This window comes from Pseudomonas sp. PLMAX, assembly GCF_046042685.1.
Taxonomy (GTDB): Bacteria; Pseudomonadota; Gammaproteobacteria; order Pseudomonadales; family Pseudomonadaceae; genus Aquipseudomonas; species Aquipseudomonas putida_AE.
The window spans coordinates 2490112-2507815 of sequence record NZ_CP064949.1; the positions used below are offsets into that span (position 1 = coordinate 2490112).

The following is a 17704-nucleotide window of genomic DNA, read 5'->3' on the forward strand; positions in this document are numbered from 1 at the left end:
GATCTTGCAGCGTTAGTTTTCACAGTCATCCCAGTGTGCAAATGCTTTGGCTATTGGCGTTTGGTTCGCCGGTTAATGTGTTTAGCCTGTGATAGCAAAGCTTGATTCACTCACTCAGTCAAAAGTCCGAGCAACGAAAAAAATCGGATAGAGCAGCGGCTTTGATCATGATTCACTGAGCGGCTCTTGTCTTAATCGCGTGCCCTCAGGTCAACCTTTGCCAGAAAAGTGAGTAAACCGATGACCTGTGCTCTATGTCTCAACCGAGCGCCATAGAGAAAGTCATGGGTGTGTCGGACGTCATTGATGAGAGGTGTTGTAGGGGAACGATGCGTCTTGCGAGTGTCCCAAACGATCCAGATTGGGGCATACGTCGGGAGATGATGAGTAAGAGTTGTACTACTCGGATTGATCAACTTTGGACTGCGTGTTCCCGTTAGCTCGTATCATCAACTCGCCTCGCATCGCTTGCCTACCAAGCATGTCCTTCCTAAGGATTGCTCACTTCCATACACGGGATTTCCCCCCTCAAGGTACCAAGGCCTGTTAATGGGGAAGGAGAATAGTTCTGCGGGTCTTAGGGGCATGCGGTCGAGTACGTCGAACCACTCATGGCGAGCTTTTCCTCGAGTGGAAGCCTGCAGCGGGAGCCGATTGTGCTTGCGCCATCAAAACGCTAAGGTAGGTCTGTTACAACAACCGAGACTCCTTATGGACGATCCATTATCAACTCGAAACGACTTCGTTTTCATATCGGACGAGCCAATGTCGCTTGATGCGATGACGGCTGAGCTTAAGGCTGAGTTCGCAAGACTTGAGCAGGAAGCCCTTGAAGCGGATACAAAGGCAGTTCGACGGGCCAAAGCAGCTCTGGATTTGCTCGACGATCTCGATCCAACCCCTCGGAGCGCGCAAAGGAGGATTTCGTGCGCGATTGAACGCGCAATGCTGGCTCTTGATGTCCTGGGTGAAGCTGAAGGGGTAGCTTCTGCAGATTTCCTCGCTCACCAGGCCCGCTATTGGTCTGCCGTCCTCCACCATTTCTTAAATGCCCTAGCGAAACTTAATTCCCTTCTTGCACGTTTTCAGCGAGCGTTCTTCAGTGTCCCGCTCTTCGCGGATGGCCCTGAGCTCAGCGGGTACAAGCACCGCCTTCGTTGATCCCTCTCGAAAAATTTTCCACTTTCGAACGGGATGACAATCATGACTCATGAACACCAATGTATCTGCGCTACCTGCTTTAAAGAAATGAGACCAGGTCGCAATTCATCGCATGAATCTTCGCTTTACAAGTTCCCTCAAGGGCGCCACGTCTCAACTGGTTCTGCCGATGGGCCTGCGGGCGTTCCTCGCGGCTGGGCTGATTGGCTGCTGGAGTGGGCGAGGATCGCGCTGAAATTCGGCTACCTGATACTTGCCTTTTTCAAGTTGTAGCTCCTGGGTGCGGCCCGCACTAATTTAGCGGGCTCATCACCAAAAAATGGCCATTGTCCGCAATGTGACAGTGGCTCTCCGGTGCAGTACTAGGAAAGAGCAGCGCCGCTCCCCGTCAGCCAGAAGGCAATACACTGCTGGGAATATCAATTTAGCTGTGTGTATCTGACGATCGCCTTTGCTGGTACTCAGGCTGTTTGCCGTTCAAGTGCAAAAACTCGGCATAGGTAAACATGCTGCGTCGCCAGCGGAAGCCGCTCCTACCGCCCCTACCGCAGGTTCGTCCACCGCTGCACCAGAGGTGTCGGCCTCTACCCCGACAGCTGCGATCAGCGAGGTCGACGTCGCCGCTAAACTGGAGGCCTTGGCCAGCCAACATGGGAGCAGCTCAACTGGCGTACATCGATTGTCAATCTGCTCAAGCTGTTGAGCATCGACAGTAGCTTGACTGCTCGTAAGGAGCTCGCTGCATAGTTGCACTACACAGGATCCACCGACGATTCAGCGGCAATGAACATCTGGCTCCATTCAGCGGTCATGAAAAAGCTGGCGGAGAATGGTGGGAAGGTTCCTGCAGATTTGCTGAACTAGGTTCGCCTTGCTTAGCTACAAATCTCCACTGGGTGCGTATAGTTTTCTGCGGGCAGGTATTCCTAAGGCCGACAGCACGCACCTATCAACGCTGTAGGGAGAGGTACCAATCAACGTAGGGTGTATTGGTGACCTGACATCTATTTAAGTCAGGGCTTCCATCATCCCACCAGACTGGCCCGCGTTCGCCGAGTGCTACCTTTGCCTTCTGCACTTTCGCCCTTGCCGCCGACAACAGCTCATGATGGTCAGAAGCTTTCGCTGCCTTTACCTCGCGACGTGCTGCCATTAAATCGTTGACCAAGAGCTGTCGCACATCCTCATTCAGCGATGGATTCGAGCAACGCCACAGCTGCCCTTTGACTACGAAGTAGCGACCGTCGGGTGTCGTCGGGTTCATTTTATCAAATCTCCACGATGCCTTTGTACGGCAGTCACGCGCTTAAATTTGGTAGCAACAGTGTATTGGTGTGGGGCTCGCAAGAACTTTCAGTTTGACGCTTGGTTGAACGCCATGGCCCGAGGCGTTAGCAATCGCTTTTGAATAGAGTGATCGGAGACTGTTCTGTCTTGAGCATACGGTAGGTGCCGACGCGCAATTCTCAGTACTCCCCACAACATGGCGATGGCAATCGCCATCCAAGCGGCGATCATGCTGAAGATGGTCATTACAAGGCTCATGAGTTTCTCCTCTGCTTCTCGTCTCACTGCTCCCTAGTAGGTGACCATTTGCCACCTCGGGGATTCAACTAAGTTGAGGATGCGGAGGCCCAGAATTCAAATCGCTTTTTTTGGTGTATCGTTAGGAGACTAAATACATAGAGATACCACCATGTCCAAGCTCGCAGAATTCCGTCAACTCGAGAAACACCTGGCCGAGCAACTCCAGGCCCTCGAAGCTCTAAAGGGTGATGCTGGCCTGAAGCAAGAAATCGAATTCGAAACCAAGCTCCGTGCCCTACTTGCCAAGTATGGTTACAGCTTGAAAGACATCATTAACCTGCTTGATCCACAGGCCGGTCGTCGTGCCCCCGTCGCTGAGGCCAAGTCCAGCACTCGTAAGGCTCGTCAGGTGAAGGTCTACAAAAATCCAGAGTCCGGCGAAGTCGTTGAGACGAAGGGTGGCAATCACAAAACCCTGAAAGAGTGGAAAGCGAAATACGGTTCCGACACTGTTGAGTCGTGGCTCGCCAAGTAATCTTGGTTTGAGTAGACAAAGGGCCCCTTCAAGGGCCCTTCTTTGTTGGTTGGCATATGCACCAGGTGCCTCGCGACGCCCGAAATCACAGACGCAGCATTGAAATTTTCAAACTCGTATCAATGTTGGAGGTCAACCAATCACCACAATGCATACGCGCCAGAATGCGCGAGGAGAATGGATGGATAACTATCACATCACCAAATCTGAGAAACTCTGGACGTTGGTAAAAGAAGGGGCGCAGCGAGCGTCGAAGACGGCGGCGACCAAAGCGGAAATTATCGCACTTGCCAGCGAGTTTCTGCAGGGTAAAACCGCTTCGCTCAAAATCCACAAAGAAGATGGGACGATCAAGGAAGAGCGGACGTTCCCTCGCGCTGCAGATCCTCGCAAATCCAAGGGATGACGTTGGCCGACCTGGCGTACCGGTTAACCTCGCCGGCTGCGCCAGTTCACTTTGTTGCATGCCTAGCCTGGAAGCCCGCTTTGCTTGGGATCAGAGGATGTTGACGGAGGTGACATCCCATCCGGGATTGCATCGTCCTCCTCAACAGAGTCGAAATTAATCTGACCCTCTTCACCCAGCGAGCTGTATTGTTCGCGCAATTTTCTCAGCTCTCTGGTTCCCATTTTGTCCAAACACAATGATGCGTTTTGTGCTTCCTTGGTCGCTCGAATCAGCTCATCAATCTTCAGATGCAAAATGTCGTTGTCCCGGTTCTGCGTGTTCTGAATCAGAAACACCATCAGGAATGTGATGATGGTGGTTGACGTATTGATGATCAGCTGCCACGTGTCGTTGTAGTGAAAATATGGCCCGGTAAGCGCCCATACGACGATCAAAACAACAGCAGTGAGAAAAGTTTTGGAGCTACCGGCCCAATTTGAAAGGGCTTGGCAGAATTTTGCGAATTTCATGATTGCGAGCTCTGGTCGTGGTTTCAGATAGACCACAACGAACTCTTGAAATTCTTTGTTACATTCTCCCTTTCATCACTTACCGTGCCACAGCACTAGCCGAGCGAATTTGCATCACCTATGGAGGTCTGCAGGCTCCTCCCATTGACCACCATCGGCTACTGGCACGTTTCCCAAGTCATACGGATTCACGCCTTCCAGGCAGCCAATATTGAATCCAAATTCGTTCGGATTTGTGCTTCGGCGGTGATGGGTATAGATGCCGCATATGCCACAAAAGAAATGCTCGGCTACCTGCCTTCCAAACTGATATCTGCGTAACGAAGCCTGGCCCTGGATCACTTTCAAATCAGCAGCTGGCACGGCGGACACGATCGCCCCCTTGCGCTTGCAAAACGAGCAATCACATCGATGAGGCTCGGGTAGTCCTATTGGTAGATGAATTTCCAAGACAACAGCGCCGCAATGACAGCTGGCTCGGTGCAGACTTTGTATGGGTGTGCTGCCTATGGCTTTGAGCATGAACGCCTGCCCTCGGAAAAACTGGTCATCATGTGGCCACCTCTGTCCAGCTCAAGGTTGCTGTCTCACGCCATGTCACTTCACTGATCCCGTATTTCTCAGCTTGAGGCTTGGAGACGACTTTAAGCGGCGGCCTTCCCGGCTTGGGGATGGGGCCCCCCAGCATCACAACTCGCCCAGAGCCATGCGTCAGCGTTGCTCCTAATCGCCGTCCTGATAATGAAGGACTTGGGTTCCCCATGAAGCTTGTATTCAATGATGTAAAGACCGGTATTCATGAGACCCCCTCCATTTGCTCATAGACAAAGGAGTGGAGACGTCAGAAAAAATTCAAAGGAATCTTCTGTCGAGGTTCGCCCGATTTTCGTCGAGACAAACAGTCTGATTCGAAGGCCGAAAATTTAGCTCCTGAAGCTTGAATAGCGTGCGAAATGGCGGTGTGCAATTTTTGGAATGAACACATTTGCTGAGGGTCAACTGCCTAGACATCATCGTGGAAGGTGATGTTCTGGGGCCCATCATTGTTGGCATTTTCGTGGGACGGCAACGGCCAACGAAGAGTAACCCCAGCGCGATGGTACAAATGTCGAGGTCATCATCATGCACTTGGTCGAGGTCTTCTTACCGCTCAACACCAACGCTGACACACCGCAGCCCATCGAGCTTTTTCGTCGTGTACGGGAGCAATTGGCAGATCAGTTTGGCGGCGTGACGGCGTTCACCCGCAATCCGGCTAAAGGAATATCGCTGCTTGAAGACAACGAGAGAGCAGAGGACGATATCATCGTGTACGAGGTGATGGTGGAGGCTGTTGATCGGCATTGGTGGCAAAGCTACAAGCGCGATCTGGAAGAGCGTTTTCAGCAGGAAGAAATCCTGATCCGTGTCACCGCCGTGAGTCTCGTTCGCTAACTCTCAGCATCAGAACCTGGTGTGAGTTATTCACCTTGTATCTTGAGGATCCTCTACGTCATTGAAATCCACAGTAGGCGAAACATTTCCTCGTGAATTTTGCTTCGGCGCGTTCCTTGACTCCTGGGTTTCATAGACAAGACTGAGATGAAATTTCTCATCAGGACGTACGTCAATGATTTCCGCTTTAGAGCTCAGACACATCATTGAGAGCGGTTTGTTACCTCGCTCCTGCACCTGCACTGTGAACACGAAAGGAGCGCTTTTGATCAAGATGGTCGAACCATCCTCGGGCAGTGTGGAACTCTTTGTCCCAGGGGTGCTGGCAGCGGATCTCACGTCCAGTCGGGCGATTTCGAATTTGATCAGCGAACTCAGAATTGAAATTGCGGCTCGCCAAAACGCTGTGTGCGTGAGCGCGGCGGTAAATGGTGGACTCGCAGCCTCAGAGCCTACCAGGTCACGTCGATTCAAATCTTACTGATGGGGTGATCAGGCTGCAGGAGGGACGCCACCGCGATGACTAGGTCGTCGAGTGACCAGGGCTTATGGAGATAGATGGTTGATGCAGGTACGGTTGCGGGGTCTATCAGGTACCCGGATGTCAGAATTGCAGAGATGTACGGCCATCTACCTCTGACCATTTCAATGAATTCGATACCTTGAATTTGTCCTGGAACACCGTGGTCTGCGATTACCAGCCGGCACTGATCATGCGCTTCCAACAGATAGGTTAACGCGTCATCAGCGGTGTCGAAAGGTACTGCTTTTGCGCCTATCTCAGCCACAATATCTACCATCAGCGAACGCAGCGTCGGGTCGTCTTCGATGACGATAATTTCTCCTTGAATTGGTAGTAAGCCTTTCCAATGTACGTTCACGCATCAATTCCTTAGCCAGGCAACAAGGTGCTGACATCTCTAAAGTAAGGCTTTGAGTCTATATCCAAATTCGAGAAGGGCGACCTTGAAAACAATTCGTTTAGTGTCACATTACAAAAGGTTCGACTTTTACGGCAACCATTGTGTTTAACGCTTAGCCTATCCACCGAGCAGTTGACTACTCATACAGATAATCTGGAGCGACGCTACCGCCTGTCCTCGGTGTTGGAATTCGTTTCACTGCCACTAGGGCTCGGTACGCGCTGGTTGGCCGGCGCAAACGATTGAAAGCGCCAAGGGACTAGGTAAGCGGCCACGGCGATAGCGCGCTTTCGACGGAGCGCGCTACCGATGGTTTCTGCCAGTCATTGGTCATCATCAGAGCTAGATTGGAGTGCAGTTTCGCTACCTTGTGTAGAGCCAGCGCTCGAACTGTCAAAATCCTCTTCGCCGGCTGCTTTTTCAGCTGTAAACCAGTGCTCCAGGTCTTGTCCTTGCGGCTTCCCATCTTTTTCCCAAAGCCGATATGCTGCTTCTCGTATTTTTTGCTCGTCCATTTTCCTACCTCCTGCGGTTATGCGGAATTCATGAAAGGTGCGAAATCTATCGCCTCTGAGGTAGCGGTTCAGAATTAAGGATAGTTGTTATGACAAGCTGCCTTAGCACAGTTCTTCCCTAATTAAGGGGCTTGATATGCAAAGTGGCCTATCTCAATGGTTCCAGGGCCGTGTTATGGAACGCCGAGGCCAACCTGAATGAACGGTTCGTCGGCTTCACCTAGCTTCTGCGATAGGAATCGGAATACTGTATATAAAACCAGTATCTATTCAGTGAACTCGATTCATGAATTTCGACCAAGCCAAGGCGCTCAGACTTCAGCGATGGCGTTCAACCCTCGACGATCATGACTTCCGAATGGAAAATCCTGAGGTACACCGCCAAACGCTACGTGAAATGACCGCCGCATTAGCATCCGAAGGGCTCATTGACGAGCTTCAAAGCTTCGACATGAACGAGATGGCAGATGCTGCCTACTGGCACGCTGTAGAGGATTTGATTGATGCTCCGGCTCGATATCGCAGTGCATCCCTTTACGCCGTTGTCAGTCCTGGCAGTTCAGCGATTTTCGGGGCTATCAGGCGGTCGATTTTTTACTATGAGAACAGTCTCGGGGACGCTGACAGATCAACGTATGACGGCAAGATTTATCAAGATGCAGGGGGGGCAAATCTAGTCTTCAGCCAGTCTGGATTCATCGCGAGGATCACAGGACTGACCCTGACATTGTTGGATGGACAAAAATATGAGCTAGTAGAAACAGGGCGGACGATTGATGGCGTCACTTACGAACCTCTGGACGATACCGATGCATACCGAGCGCTTATCGAAATAGCAGTGGTCGCGAAAGAGAGCCGGGATTTGCGTTCGTATGAAAAGCTTCGCCCACTGATCGACCTCGCTAAATTCCATCAGTGCTCTGCGTGCCTTGATCATTTCGCTCTTCGAGAAGATTGCCCCGCTTGCGGTGGCAAAGGATTTGTACTCAGTCGACCGTGAAGGGTCAAAGTTGAAAGGACTCGAAGGTATGGAAATGTAAGGTCATTTCCGCAATACAGCAGCATTCGTGACTTCTCAGCGATAACGATGCGAAGGGTCAGCGAGCACCGCTTTCGTTCAAGGAGCGGTACAAGTCTGAGTTGGGCGAGTTCCCTACCTGCTGTCTGTTGAGGTCGGGGCTGCCATAGCTCCACCACACAGGGCCTCGTTCTCCGAGCGCGACCTTGGCTATTTGGACATAGGCTCTCGCGAGACTCAGCTGGGCAGGATCGCCCAAGGCTTTCGCCGCCTTTACATCGCGTCGTGCCGCCATTAGTTCGTTGAAATGCGCCGCGAATGGCCGCGATGGATGACCCCGAGTTAGTAGTAGACACCATCATTAGCGCCTGCCTCGATCCGAAGGACGAAATGCCGGTGGGTTGGAAAAGCTCATGCATCGAATCTCTCTCACCACATGTTTCCTGACCTGACTGAGAGGCTCTCAGCCAAGATCGCCGATCAGGAAGTCAAGAAAGCCCAACCTCTCGCGGCAACAACCGGTGCACTCCATGCTCCATGGCAGGAACTGAAAAAATTGATGGCTGCATTCGCGCCAGGATGAAGGCCGAAGATAAGTCAGACGATCGCTGATGGAAGGATAGCCAGTGAGTCCTGGTTGGGATGAAGCAGTTGTTGATACGCGTCATTAGCCGAGTACTCGCCTATCTCACAGCTCCTACGGCGTGCATAAGCACCTCTACAAGTGCCGTCGTTCTCACTAAACACTCAGGGTGATCATGCTCTATCGCCTTAATGGGCATGCTTGGGACTACAGCATTTCCTGGGTCTTGCACGAGGCTCAAGCCTCCAGACATCCGCACGGCATTCGCGCCCTCCGCCCCGTCGCCGTCGTTGCCTGAGAGAATCAAACTGATCACCCGGTTACCAAACACTGAGGCGGCAGTCTCGAACAGGCGATCTGCTGCTGGTCTAGAGAATTTTACCTTCGGCCCGTCACTCAAATGTATGACTCCTGGTTCGACCACCTCGAGATGTTTATCTGGCGGGGCGACATACACGTGACCGTGCTGAACGCGGTCACCGTCCTTCCCGTATGCCACCGGCAAGGTTGACCAGGTATTGAATATCGAGGCCAGTAATCTTGGGCTCGATGGGCCGGTATGCATGACGATCAAAATGGCCGCTGGGATATCCTTGGGTAATCCGGTGAGAATTGCGCGCAGGGGCCCAAAGCTACCCTCAGAACCGCCAATGACAATGATGTCTCTGATCGAATCCATGTCCAACGCATGCCTTCTTTGACCGTTCTGCACAAAGTTTTGAGCTGAGCCGCAACCCGGTCGTTCAAAAAATTCAAACTCGTTGAGAGCGTAGACGTCAACCAATGACAACGTTGCATAGTGCTCAATGCCAGAGTAACGATCATGGACAATTACCACATCAACAAAAACGGGCAGCTTTGGACGCTGGTCAAAGAAGGAGCACAGCGCCCCTCCAAATCGGCGAGCACCAAAGCGGAAATTACCGCAATCGCCAGTGAATTTCTTCAGGGCAAAACCGCTTCGCTCAAGATTCATAAAGAGAACGGAACACTGCAGGAAGAAAGAACGTTTCCTCGTTCTGCTGACCCTCGACAATCCAAGGGTTGAAGCTGCGATCTGGCGACCAATCAATTGCATTGTGAATGGTTGATCGCTCCTAACCACGAAATTCATTGGTAGGGCTGCTTGCCTTGATCCGAGCTGACTTGGGTTGATGAATTAGGCACCTGCCCATGCTCACCTTGGAGCGGGTCGAAATTTATCTGATCAGATTCGCTAGCAAGCTGTATTGCTCCCGCAGTTTTCTGAGGTCGCGCGTACCCCTGTTTTCCAGGCACAAGAAGGTTTTTGCCCATTCTTGGTGGCTCCTATCAGCTCGTCAATTTTCAAATGCAAAATATCGTTGTCACGGCTTTGAGTGTTTTGAATCAGGTACATCATCAGGAACGTAATGATGGTGGTAGACGTATTTATGATCAGTTACCACGTATCGTTGTGGTGAAAATCAGGCCCTGTGAACGCCCACACGATGATCAGTACGATGGCGGTACCAAAGGTTTTCGAACTCCCAGCCCAGTGAGAAGCGATTGGCAAAATTGTGAAAATTTCATGATGGAGACCTCTTGGGGGACTTACCCCATAGACCATATGTTGAAATTTTTTTTTACATTTTCTCACTGGCCTGGGTGCCGCTCACGATTGTTTGCGGACAAAGACCTCGAGCGCGTCGCGATTCATTTCGACGCTCCTTCATCCGCAACAAACTAAACTCCGGCAATCTCAGCTTCATCGTCGTTGGGTAACGCCGCTTTGTCATTACCTGGCGTGAGAATGACCTTCCTGCAATCTTCTTCCTTCTTGTCGAATATTTTGTACCCCTCGGCAGCCTGCTCAAGCCCCATTCGATGACTGATGATGATTTCGGGGGACAGGCGACCGCTCTCGATATGTTCGAGAAGTTCTGGAAGATAGCGCTGAACGTGGGTTTGCCCCATTTTAAAGGTAAGGCCCTTGTCGAAGGCGTCGCCAAACAAGAAACCATGGATGAATCCGGAATACACGCCAGGCACGCTTACCACACCTCCGCGCCTTACCGCTGCAATACACTGTCGCAGTGCCTTACCGCTGCTGCCTTCGAGCTTGAGCGTGGCAAGCACGGTTTCAGTAGTACTGCCCTTTGCCTCGAAACCAACGGCATCCACGACGCCGTCGACACCGCGCATCCCTCTGGTCTGGCGGATGATAGTATCTGCAGGATCGTCGTCTTCGTCGAAATTGATCGGTATCACCCCATAAGTTTCTTGGGCGTAGGCCAGGCGGTAGGGGTGGTGATCGACCATGAAGATCTGATCTGCGCCGAGCATCCTTGCGCAGGCCGCACTCAATAGACCGACGGGCCCGGCGCCATAGATAGCAATGCTGGAGCCTTTTTGGATTCCAGTATTGGTCACGGCCTGAAAAGCAGTGGGCAGGATGTCAGAGAGGAACAATACCTTTTCGTCCGAGAGTGTCCCAGGCACTTTGAAAGGCCCGGTGTTGGCTTTAGGCACACGAACATACTCTGCTTGCCCACCGGGTATGCCGCCGTACATATGACTGAAACCAAAAAGCGCGGCGCCCGGGGGAATGGCCTTTTTATTCAGGATCGCCCCACGCCCTGTATTGGTCGTTTCACACGCCGCGAACAAATCCATCTGGCAGAAAAAACAGCTGCCACAAGCGATCACGAAAGGGATTACGACGCGGTCGCCTGGCTGTACGGCAGTTACCGATGATCCCGCGTCTTCAACAATCCCCATGAACTCATGACCGAAGATATCGCCGTGTTCAACGGTAGGGATTTTTCCGCGATAAAGGTGAAGATCGGAGCCACAAATTGCAGTAGCTGTGACTCGTAGGATGACGTCATCGCTTTCCTCAATTCTTGGGTCGGGAACCGTATCGACTTTCACGCTGTGGGCGCCGTGGTAGGTAAGTGCTCTCATGACAAACAACCCCTTCATTGGCTTATTGGTAAATGGGAGAGGGGTGAGAATCGATACAAGTTCAGAGTGATAGAGAATGTTGAGACTGGCGGTCAGGCACTGGCTGAAATAGAGATCTTGCGAGCGTGCTGTAAAACTTCACCCGTTGCCGAGAGTAGCGTCGATTTTGGCAGTAAAAGATTGTGATTCGTGCCAATTCGATGGCTGTGATTGGGCGACGCTAAAACTTAAAAATACCGCTTCGTCAGATCTTGTGAACCTATTCTGTGGCTGACTGCTCCACCAAGAAATAGACGGGTGGGCGTATGAAATGAATGCCTTTAAAAATCTACTGACACCGGCGCAAGAGACGAGACTACGTGCCCTTGATGCTTGGCATCGCGCCTTGGAAAACAAGCAGCTACGTATGGACTGCCCTGATGCTTATCTTGACGAACTGATTCGTCAAAGCGACGAAATGGATCGGTTAAGCATCGTGACTTGGATTGAGTGGCGAGATCTCAGGATGCAAGCTGATCAAGCTTATCTCCGCGCAGTCGCAGGGGAAGATTACCAGGTTGGTAGTAACGGGAAAGCCGAGAGTATTAGTTATGGCCATCGCTGACGACACAGTCACTTATCTCCGTAAGCATTCCTTGGTTTTGACCACGGCGGAATCGTGCACCGCCGGGAAAATCGTGACGCTGTTGTCTGAGGTAGAAGGCAGCGGCGAGTTCATCGAATGTGGCTACGTCGTGTATTCCCCGCAGGCCAAGCAACGTCTCCTGCATGTAAGCGCCTACACCATCGAAACTTTTAATCTGACGAGCGTGGAGGTTGCCAGGGAAATGGCCTTAGGCGCCCTTCAAGACAGCACCGCTAACGTCGCAGTAGCCACGACGGGCATTCTCGGCCCAGAGGATGTTGAAGGCATTCCGGCGGGCACCATCTGCTTCGCTTGGGCGTTTCAATCTAAAGAAGTCAAAAGCGTATTTTGTCACGAGCATCGTTTTTTCGGCACCCGTTGCCAGGTACAAACAGAGGCAACAGAGTATGCATTACGACGGCTACCCCATTTCCATAGTCAGGCATTGCTTGGAGAGTGAGGTGAAAACGATGAAGGATGATGCCGAGCACCCGGATCTACAGAGTCGTGATTACCCAATTCGCGAAGACATGTCCTACCAGATCAAGGTTTGGCGTTTTGAGCGGATCGGTTGGTACTTACTGGTGTTGCTGATGGTGTGCGGCTTGATTGGTCTTTTCTCTCGGGGGCTGCTCAGTACCCGGGATGTAAATAGTGTGGATGGCAACATCAGAGTGGAATACGAGATGCTCCACCGTAACGGCTCAATGAATTCGATGAAAATCAGCGTGAACGGAAAACCTGAAACCCAAATCGAACTGGATTTGTCCGGGGAAATGTTAGAGGGCTTCAGCATCGAGTCGCTGCAGCCTGAACCGTTGCGCAGCAGAAGTTTGTCCCAAGGCATGCGCGTGTGGGTACAGACCGACAATCAGGGTAAAGCCACTCTGTATCTCACGCTGCGTGGCGATGGCTTAGGTTTCTTTCGGAGTCTAATCGCTACGCCTGGCAGCCTTGGCGTAACACTTGATCAGTTCATTTTCCCCTAGGTGACCCTATGGATTCGGTATTGCGTGCGGCAGCGATGTACGTGGCGCTCATGGTGCTATTCAAGATTGCCGGCCGACGCTCATTGGCCGAACTGACGACCTTTGATTTAGTCCTGTTGATGATGATCAGCGAAGCCACCCAGCAAGCGCTGCTTGGTGACGACTTTTCCTTCACCAATGCAATACTCGTCATTGTGACACTGATCGCCATCGACGTCGGACTTTCCCTGCTCAAACAGCGTTCCGGCTGGTTATCAAGGCTGATCGATGGTGAGCCAACGATTATCGTCGAGAATGGCAAGCTCTTGCGCGAGCGTTTTCGCCATGCACGGTTAGTGGAAGCAGATGTCATGGAGGCCGCGCGCTCCAGCCAAGGCATCGAGAAGCTGGAGGAGATCAAGTTCGCGATCATTGAACGCAATGGCAAGATTTCCATCATTGCCCGAGAGGATAATTTCTGACTCTCGCATGCGTACTGAGATTTGCTTGGAACACCCTGATTTGTCTGAGGCCTAAGGATTAACAGTCTCAGGAGGGTTGAATCATGTCCGAAGCTACCAGCTATTTTGCTATTGCCTGCGCCGTTATTATTTTGCTCGTTGACCTGTGGGCCATGATCAGTGTGTTCCGGAGCGACAAATCAGTGGGCGTAAAAGCCGCCTGGGCCATCGGCCTGATTGTCTTTCCTGTGGTCGGTTTGATCGTCTGGGGTGTTGCTGGGCCTCGCGGCATCAAGGAGGGGCCTACGTCACCTGAACACAGTAAAGGCTAATTTCGCTTCTTCAATCATGTTGGAGGTTTTGAAAATCCGAGCTGCGCTTGTCTCCGATGGTTGTGGCTCGACGACTTCAGTCGAGCCCTTCACCGAAGGTTCGAATGATGCAGTTCGGAAAGGAGAACACCTCTACGTTCTTTGCTTCATGACGGTATGATCAACACCAATCAAGACTACAAGATCTCCATGACGCGTATAGCGTTGAAGATTAACCAGCGCTGAATGCAGCAAGCGCCTATTACAATTATTTTGCTTCCTCATTGTTCAGCCGGCGTGAGTTTGCCTGCCGAAGGCTTGAGTTGATCTTGGAGACGTTTCGCCGCCTGCTCCTGCTTCAAAATGGACGGCAACTCGTCTTCAGCAAATTTTTTCAGCTCCGGCCTCTCCGAAGAAATGGCTTCCTTTTTGAACAGGAAAACTTTCTGTTCGAGGGTTTCAGCCTGACTATCAATGTAGATCCGATCGAATGAATTATCACGGGATTCCAGGCGCATCTGCTTGGCTTTGCCTGCCAGAGAAGCTTCTGCCGGTACCTCCATATGCAATTGCTCACCGAGTGCCTTGAGTTTTTTGTACAGCTCCTCATTCTTGTCGATCATCTGATGGGCGAAGCTCTTCACTTCTGGCATCTGGCTTTTCTCCAATGCCACATTCGCGCCTAAGATCTGGAATACGCTCTGTTGCGCGGCCTCTTCCAGGAAAGCGTTGACGGTGATCGCGTTAGCCATCGCGCCGCAAAGGCTTAACCCAAACGCTACAATCCATTTCACTCTTTTCGAATTCATGTCGGACGATCTCTTTGCGTACAGATTCAGGGCTGTTGGTAATGCCCAGGGACATTGTCGCCTTCTTCCATCTTGGTTATTTTTTGAACCTGAACATCACTCAAACGAGCGCCCTTGAGTTCAGCAAAGGTCTGTGTGACTAACGCCTCTGCTTCGCTGGGCGCGAGGGTTTCTCTGTCGTCTTCCAGGGTTCGACTTTGTGGCTGGTTGTCAACAATGAAACTGACGATGAATCTCGGCTTATCGAACATGGTGCGATCCTTTAGTAAATATTCGGAGACCGACCCTCAGCGTTTCGTTAGTCGATCATTGTCAGCGGGGCCAGGAGTTACACGCGCACCGCTCTGTTGATCAGACTTCTCACGACTCACTCGCTGATCATCCGTCAGCCCGTCGCCCTCACTTGCGTTCTTCGAACGCTTTTCGGGTTGACTGGTCGGCTGCTGGATAAGATCAGTTGCCTTTACTTTGGACATGCCTTTTACCTCGATTGTTTTCAGTTTTTTTCCGGTAGGGTGAAGAGAAATCACTTAGCGCTTATAGGGGCTGACGCTGCCATCGACAGGTTGTTCCTTTGATTTGCTAAATGGTTGGAGGCCGTTCCATTCATCGTCTGATTCCAGATCGTGGTGCCTATTCCAAACATATTCGCGTGCAAAAAGACGAGGAGTCGATAGAGAAAGCATTGCCAATCTACGGCCGTCGCCGTCGCTCCTGGGGCGCCATCCGTGCCTCGACCACTTGTCGTCAATCAGAAGAGATTTTTGAAATTTCTAACGGGCTGTTGCTTCACAAGAAGTAGGCGCGTGAACCTGCTTGGGGCGGCGCCTCAATCTTTAAGCCTGAGGAGATTTGTCATGTTTTTGCATAACAAGCGACTTCAATACACCGTGCGCGTCGCCCAACCTAACCCCGGATTGGCCAACCTTTTACTCGAACAATTCGGTGGGGCACAAGGTGAGCTAGCAGCAGCTTCACGTTACTTTACCCAAGCCTTGGCGGAAGACGATCCTGGCCGTAAGGATCTGTTGATGGACATCGCCACCGAGGAGCTCAGTCACCTAGAAATTGTCGGCTCGATCATCGTCATGTTGAACAAAGGGGCAAAAGGCCAAATGGCCGAAGGCGTCGAGGAAGAGGGGGAGCTATATCGCTCCATCAACGGTGCCGGTAACGACTCTCACATCACCAGTCTGTTGTACGGTGCCGGCGCGCCTCTGACCAATTCGGCAGGCGTTCCATGGTCGGCAGCTTATGTCGATACCATTGGCGAGCCCACAGCTGACATGCGCTCCAATATTGCCGCCGAGGCCCGCGCAAAAATCGTTTATGAACGTTTAATGAATGTCACCGACGATCCAGGCGTGAAGGAAGCCTTGGGTTTTTTAATGACGCGAGAGATTGCCCACCAGCTGTCTTTTGAAAAAGCATTGCATGCCATTCAGCCAAACTTCCCACAGGGCAAGCTGCCGGGTATGCCCGAATTCACCAACGTCTACTTCAACATGTCTCAGGGGGAAGGCAGCACGCGCGGCCCTTGGAATCAGGGAGACGCTTGGGAATTCGTGGAAGATCCCACGCCAGCAGTCGATGGCGGTGATGGCATGGCAAGCGTGAAGTTAAGTGCTGAAGACGATGCACTACTGATGGATATGAAAGCCAGAACAATGTCCGATCCGGACAGTAACCCGGTCACCGGTGCCGACCTTGGCGCGGGTGTACAGATCGAACCTGAAGCGTGAGGAAACCACAGCCTACCCCTGTGGGACGCGGTGTTCCTTTACTCAGCTTATTGAGGTGAACGTGATGATCAACTATTTCAAATCCGATCGATTCGATGTGGGCTCGCCAAATCTGTTTCTTGCGACGGCTTTGTCCTTTGAACGTCAGGCCTCGCGTGTCTCCAGAGAGTTACGCACTAACCTCAACAAATCTGCAATCCGCATGGCTCTTAGTTAGGAGGTCGTATGTCCGAACCGTCCGCTCCTCTTCGGTCACCGGGAAGGTCTTGGATTGTCCAGATTTCTCAGTCGGGATGGATGGGCCGGTTCTTTTGGTGTGTGCTGGCAAGCGTCGTAGCTCTGCTGATCATCAGCGGCTACGGCGCCTTCGTGGGTGCCAGAAGGGACTATCTGCATCTGGCTTTCTTGGGCGGCCTGGCAGGGTTTGCCGCCACTGCACTGGGGGCAATTGCCGCGATCATCCTTCGCGACATTGCCTCCCGCACGCAAGACATTATGTTGGGTTTCTCTGCTGGCATGATGCTCGCTGCCAGTTCGTTTTCGCTCATCCTTCCGGGGATCAAAGCGGCTCAGCAGATATCGAACAATCAGTTGCTGGCGGCGAGCATTGTGGTGCTCGGTGTGGCGTTGATGATTGGTCTGGATCGCTTTGTGCCGCATGAACACGTGGAAAGCGGGAAGCGTGGCCCCGAGGCTCGGCGCATTAATCGTATCTGGCTGTTTGTGCTTGCCATCACGTTGCACAACCTGCCGGAAGGCATGGCGATCGGCGTCAGCTTCGCGACTGGGGATATGAAAGTAGGTTTGCCGCTGACCACCGCTATTGCCATTCAGGACATTCCAGAAGGGCTGGCGATTGCCCTGGCGCTGAGGGTGACCGGCATCTCGGCGTTTCGTGCAGCGCTGATAGCAGTCGGCTCTGGATTGATGGAGCCGTTGGGGGCCGTTATCGGTTTGGGGATTTCCAGCAGTTTTGCTTTGGGTTATCCCATCGCCCTCGGCCTGGCAGCAGGCGCGATGATCTTCGTGGTCTCGCACGAAGTCATTCCGGAGACCCACCGTAACGGTCACGAAACGCCGGCGACTCTAGGGCTGATGCTGGGCTTTGGGGTAATGATGTTTCTCGATACGGCGTTTGGATGAATACGCAAGCACCACCGTCGCAAAAAATTTGAACACGTAACGACGGCCATCGGTCATTTCTTCATGCAGGCCACAAGTGTGGATATGCAAATGATGCGTTCCGCTA

At 52.1% G+C, this 17704-nt stretch carries 25 protein-coding genes and 3 pseudogenes; 16 read left to right on the forward strand and 12 right to left on the reverse strand.

The features are described from left to right. Positions 1–284: 284 nt before the first annotated feature. The 3 genes and pseudogenes from DKB71_RS11465 to DKB71_RS11475 all read left to right on the forward strand — a co-directional run bounded on the left by DKB71_RS11465 (position 285) and on the right by DKB71_RS11475 (position 2025). Positions 285–440 (forward strand): DUF4113 domain-containing protein, encoded by a 156-nt coding sequence (locus DKB71_RS11465; protein ID WP_408600429.1) that lies wholly within the window; start codon positions 285–287, stop codon positions 438–440. 271 nt (positions 441–711) lie between these two features. Beyond that, positions 712–1161, forward strand: a complete 450-nt coding sequence (locus tag DKB71_RS11470; RefSeq protein WP_408600430.1) for a hypothetical protein — start codon at positions 712–714, stop codon at positions 1159–1161. Between the two features lie 454 nt (positions 1162–1615). Next, positions 1616–2025, forward strand: a pseudogene (locus tag DKB71_RS11475) (DUF3597 domain-containing protein). Between the two features lie 85 nt (positions 2026–2110). Here the strand turns inward: DKB71_RS11475 and DKB71_RS11480 are convergent. Further along, positions 2111–2425, reverse strand: a complete 315-nt coding sequence (locus DKB71_RS11480) for a hypothetical protein (RefSeq protein WP_408600431.1) — start codon at positions 2423–2425, stop codon at positions 2111–2113. An 89-nt stretch (positions 2426–2514) separates the two neighbouring features. Continuing rightward, a complete protein-coding gene (locus DKB71_RS11485; RefSeq protein WP_408600432.1) occupies positions 2515–2706 on the reverse strand; it encodes a hypothetical protein in 192 nt (63 codons plus the stop codon). Positions 2707–2857: 151 nt separating this feature from the next. Here DKB71_RS11485 and DKB71_RS11490 point away from each other — a divergent pair, with 151 nt between their 5' ends. Both DKB71_RS11490 and DKB71_RS11495 read left to right on the forward strand, forming a co-directional pair. Then, a complete protein-coding gene (locus DKB71_RS11490; RefSeq protein ID WP_408600433.1) occupies positions 2858–3223 on the forward strand; it encodes a histone-like nucleoid-structuring protein, MvaT/MvaU family in 366 nt (121 codons plus the stop codon). A 181-nt stretch (positions 3224–3404) separates the two neighbouring features. Then, positions 3405–3629, forward strand: coding sequence for a DUF2188 domain-containing protein (locus tag DKB71_RS11495; RefSeq protein ID WP_408600435.1), 225 nt, complete (start codon positions 3405–3407; stop codon positions 3627–3629). Between the two features lie 62 nt (positions 3630–3691). On the opposite strand, the gene DKB71_RS11500 is transcribed toward DKB71_RS11495, so the two are convergent. The 3 genes and pseudogenes from DKB71_RS11500 to DKB71_RS11510 all read right to left on the reverse strand — a co-directional run bounded on the left by DKB71_RS11500 (position 3692) and on the right by DKB71_RS11510 (position 4941). After that, on the reverse strand, positions 3692–4141 hold the full coding sequence (locus tag DKB71_RS11500; RefSeq protein WP_408600436.1) for a low affinity iron permease family protein: 450 nt from the start codon (positions 4139–4141) through the stop codon (positions 3692–3694). A 114-nt stretch (positions 4142–4255) separates the two neighbouring features. After that, positions 4256–4663: a GFA family protein gene (locus DKB71_RS11505; RefSeq protein ID WP_408600437.1), complete on the reverse strand. Its 408-nt coding sequence runs from the start codon at positions 4661–4663 to the stop codon at positions 4256–4258. A 28-nt stretch (positions 4664–4691) separates the two neighbouring features. After that, positions 4692–4941 (reverse strand): annotated as a pseudogene (locus DKB71_RS11510) (DUF6555 family protein). Between the two features lie 322 nt (positions 4942–5263). Here DKB71_RS11510 and DKB71_RS11515 point away from each other — a divergent pair. Together DKB71_RS11515 and DKB71_RS11520 are read left to right on the forward strand one after the other, a co-directional pair. Next, positions 5264–5575, forward strand: coding sequence for a hypothetical protein (locus DKB71_RS11515; protein WP_408600438.1), 312 nt, complete (start codon positions 5264–5266; stop codon positions 5573–5575). A 175-nt stretch (positions 5576–5750) separates the two neighbouring features. Next, positions 5751–6059 (forward strand): DUF1652 domain-containing protein, encoded by a 309-nt coding sequence (locus DKB71_RS11520; protein WP_408600440.1) that lies wholly within the window; start codon positions 5751–5753, stop codon positions 6057–6059. On the opposite strand, the gene DKB71_RS11525 is transcribed toward DKB71_RS11520, so the two are convergent. Beyond that, on the reverse strand, positions 6046–6456 hold the full coding sequence (locus DKB71_RS11525) for a response regulator (RefSeq protein WP_408600442.1): 411 nt from the start codon (positions 6454–6456) through the stop codon (positions 6046–6048). The two genes, DKB71_RS11520 and DKB71_RS11525, sit on opposite strands and share 14 nt — an antisense overlap. Positions 6457–6821: 365 nt before the next feature. Then, complete coding sequence (locus tag DKB71_RS11530; RefSeq protein ID WP_408600443.1) at positions 6822–7013, reverse strand: DUF2934 domain-containing protein; 192 nt, start codon at positions 7011–7013, stop codon at positions 6822–6824. Positions 7014–7299: 286 nt separating this feature from the next. On the opposite strand from DKB71_RS11530, the gene DKB71_RS11535 reads away from it, so the two are divergent. Beyond that, complete coding sequence (locus DKB71_RS11535) at positions 7300–8013, forward strand: hypothetical protein (protein ID WP_408600444.1); 714 nt, start codon at positions 7300–7302, stop codon at positions 8011–8013. 701 nt (positions 8014–8714) lie between these two features. Here DKB71_RS11535 and DKB71_RS11540 read toward each other — a convergent pair. Further along, entirely contained in the window at positions 8715–9293 is a 579-nt protein-coding gene (locus DKB71_RS11540) for a chemotaxis protein CheB (RefSeq protein WP_408601089.1), read from the reverse strand. A 144-nt stretch (positions 9294–9437) separates the two neighbouring features. Between DKB71_RS11540 and DKB71_RS11545 the strand changes: the two genes are divergently transcribed. Then, positions 9438–9662: a DUF2188 domain-containing protein gene (locus DKB71_RS11545; protein ID WP_408600445.1), complete on the forward strand. Its 225-nt coding sequence runs from the start codon at positions 9438–9440 to the stop codon at positions 9660–9662. A gap of 151 nt (positions 9663–9813) precedes the next feature. Here DKB71_RS11545 and DKB71_RS11550 read toward each other — a convergent pair. Both DKB71_RS11550 and DKB71_RS11555 read right to left on the reverse strand, forming a co-directional pair. Beyond that, positions 9814–10165, reverse strand: a pseudogene (locus DKB71_RS11550) (low affinity iron permease family protein). A 153-nt stretch (positions 10166–10318) separates the two neighbouring features. Then, a complete protein-coding gene (locus DKB71_RS11555) occupies positions 10319–11539 on the reverse strand; it encodes a zinc-dependent alcohol dehydrogenase (RefSeq protein ID WP_408600447.1) in 1221 nt (406 codons plus the stop codon). Between the two features lie 310 nt (positions 11540–11849). Between DKB71_RS11555 and DKB71_RS11560 the strand changes: the two genes are divergently transcribed. From DKB71_RS11560 to DKB71_RS11580, 5 genes are all read left to right on the forward strand, one after another. Beyond that, positions 11850–12143, forward strand: coding sequence for a hypothetical protein (locus tag DKB71_RS11560; RefSeq protein ID WP_408600448.1), 294 nt, complete (start codon positions 11850–11852; stop codon positions 12141–12143). Beyond that, complete coding sequence (locus DKB71_RS11565; RefSeq protein WP_408600449.1) at positions 12130–12624, forward strand: CinA family protein; 495 nt, start codon at positions 12130–12132, stop codon at positions 12622–12624. The genes DKB71_RS11560 and DKB71_RS11565 overlap by 14 nt, the downstream gene beginning before the upstream one ends. A gap of 10 nt (positions 12625–12634) precedes the next feature. After that, positions 12635–13153 (forward strand): hypothetical protein, encoded by a 519-nt coding sequence (locus DKB71_RS11570; protein ID WP_408600450.1) that lies wholly within the window; start codon positions 12635–12637, stop codon positions 13151–13153. A gap of 8 nt (positions 13154–13161) precedes the next feature. Continuing rightward, positions 13162–13614 carry a DUF421 domain-containing protein gene (locus DKB71_RS11575; RefSeq protein WP_408600451.1) on the forward strand — a complete coding sequence of 151 codons (453 nt, stop codon included), beginning with the start codon at positions 13162–13164 and terminating at the stop codon, positions 13612–13614. Positions 13615–13697: 83 nt separating this feature from the next. After that, positions 13698–13925 (forward strand): PLD nuclease N-terminal domain-containing protein, encoded by a 228-nt coding sequence (locus tag DKB71_RS11580; RefSeq protein WP_150786907.1) that lies wholly within the window; start codon positions 13698–13700, stop codon positions 13923–13925. A gap of 260 nt (positions 13926–14185) precedes the next feature. Here DKB71_RS11580 and DKB71_RS11585 read toward each other — a convergent pair whose 3' ends face one another. Continuing rightward, positions 14186–14713, reverse strand: coding sequence for a DUF4142 domain-containing protein (locus DKB71_RS11585; protein ID WP_408600452.1), 528 nt, complete (start codon positions 14711–14713; stop codon positions 14186–14188). A 26-nt stretch (positions 14714–14739) separates the two neighbouring features. Then, positions 14740–14964: a hypothetical protein gene (locus DKB71_RS11590; protein ID WP_408600453.1), complete on the reverse strand. Its 225-nt coding sequence runs from the start codon at positions 14962–14964 to the stop codon at positions 14740–14742. Between the two features lie 606 nt (positions 14965–15570). Between DKB71_RS11590 and DKB71_RS11595 the strand changes: the two genes are divergently transcribed. Further along, entirely contained in the window at positions 15571–16455 is an 885-nt protein-coding gene (locus DKB71_RS11595) for a manganese catalase family protein (protein WP_408600454.1), read from the forward strand. A 225-nt stretch (positions 16456–16680) separates the two neighbouring features. Then, entirely contained in the window at positions 16681–17598 is a 918-nt protein-coding gene (locus tag DKB71_RS11600) for a ZIP family metal transporter (protein WP_408600455.1), read from the forward strand. Positions 17599–17704: the final 106 nt, after the last annotated feature.

What these genes read in the sequence shown, in the direction of transcription:
- DKB71_RS11465 (WP_408600429.1), top strand. Translation starts at nt 285, where the DNA reads ATGGGTGTGTCGGACGTCATTGATGAGAGGTGTTGTAGGGGAACGATG.
- DKB71_RS11580 (WP_150786907.1), top strand. Translation starts at nt 13,698, where the DNA reads ATGTCCGAAGCTACCAGCTATTTTGCTATTGCCTGCGCCGTTATTATT.
- DKB71_RS11505 (WP_408600437.1), bottom strand. Translation starts at nt 4,663, where the DNA reads ATGCTCAAAGCCATAGGCAGCACACCCATACAAAGTCTGCACCGAGCC.
- DKB71_RS11495 (WP_408600435.1), top strand. Translation starts at nt 3,405, where the DNA reads ATGGATAACTATCACATCACCAAATCTGAGAAACTCTGGACGTTGGTA.
- DKB71_RS11540 (WP_408601089.1), bottom strand. Translation starts at nt 9,293, where the DNA reads ATGGATTCGATCAGAGACATCATTGTCATTGGCGGTTCTGAGGGTAGC.
- DKB71_RS11600 (WP_408600455.1), top strand. Translation starts at nt 16,681, where the DNA reads ATGTCCGAACCGTCCGCTCCTCTTCGGTCACCGGGAAGGTCTTGGATT.
- DKB71_RS11490 (WP_408600433.1), top strand. Translation starts at nt 2,858, where the DNA reads ATGTCCAAGCTCGCAGAATTCCGTCAACTCGAGAAACACCTGGCCGAG.
- DKB71_RS11470 (WP_408600430.1), top strand. Translation starts at nt 712, where the DNA reads ATGGACGATCCATTATCAACTCGAAACGACTTCGTTTTCATATCGGAC.
- DKB71_RS11560 (WP_408600448.1), top strand. Translation starts at nt 11,850, where the DNA reads ATGAATGCCTTTAAAAATCTACTGACACCGGCGCAAGAGACGAGACTA.
- DKB71_RS11485 (WP_408600432.1), bottom strand. Translation starts at nt 2,706, where the DNA reads ATGAGCCTTGTAATGACCATCTTCAGCATGATCGCCGCTTGGATGGCG.
- DKB71_RS11590 (WP_408600453.1), bottom strand. Translation starts at nt 14,964, where the DNA reads ATGTTCGATAAGCCGAGATTCATCGTCAGTTTCATTGTTGACAACCAG.
- DKB71_RS11565 (WP_408600449.1), top strand. Translation starts at nt 12,130, where the DNA reads ATGGCCATCGCTGACGACACAGTCACTTATCTCCGTAAGCATTCCTTG.
- DKB71_RS11520 (WP_408600440.1), top strand. Translation starts at nt 5,751, where the DNA reads ATGATTTCCGCTTTAGAGCTCAGACACATCATTGAGAGCGGTTTGTTA.
- DKB71_RS11585 (WP_408600452.1), bottom strand. Translation starts at nt 14,713, where the DNA reads ATGAATTCGAAAAGAGTGAAATGGATTGTAGCGTTTGGGTTAAGCCTT.
- DKB71_RS11595 (WP_408600454.1), top strand. Translation starts at nt 15,571, where the DNA reads ATGTTTTTGCATAACAAGCGACTTCAATACACCGTGCGCGTCGCCCAA.
- DKB71_RS11500 (WP_408600436.1), bottom strand. Translation starts at nt 4,141, where the DNA reads ATGAAATTCGCAAAATTCTGCCAAGCCCTTTCAAATTGGGCCGGTAGC.
- DKB71_RS11515 (WP_408600438.1), top strand. Translation starts at nt 5,264, where the DNA reads ATGCACTTGGTCGAGGTCTTCTTACCGCTCAACACCAACGCTGACACA.
- DKB71_RS11530 (WP_408600443.1), bottom strand. Translation starts at nt 7,013, where the DNA reads ATGGACGAGCAAAAAATACGAGAAGCAGCATATCGGCTTTGGGAAAAA.
- DKB71_RS11535 (WP_408600444.1), top strand. Translation starts at nt 7,300, where the DNA reads ATGAATTTCGACCAAGCCAAGGCGCTCAGACTTCAGCGATGGCGTTCA.
- DKB71_RS11480 (WP_408600431.1), bottom strand. Translation starts at nt 2,425, where the DNA reads ATGAACCCGACGACACCCGACGGTCGCTACTTCGTAGTCAAAGGGCAG.
- DKB71_RS11545 (WP_408600445.1), top strand. Translation starts at nt 9,438, where the DNA reads ATGGACAATTACCACATCAACAAAAACGGGCAGCTTTGGACGCTGGTC.
- DKB71_RS11555 (WP_408600447.1), bottom strand. Translation starts at nt 11,539, where the DNA reads ATGAGAGCACTTACCTACCACGGCGCCCACAGCGTGAAAGTCGATACG.
- DKB71_RS11570 (WP_408600450.1), top strand. Translation starts at nt 12,635, where the DNA reads ATGAAGGATGATGCCGAGCACCCGGATCTACAGAGTCGTGATTACCCA.
- DKB71_RS11575 (WP_408600451.1), top strand. Translation starts at nt 13,162, where the DNA reads ATGGATTCGGTATTGCGTGCGGCAGCGATGTACGTGGCGCTCATGGTG.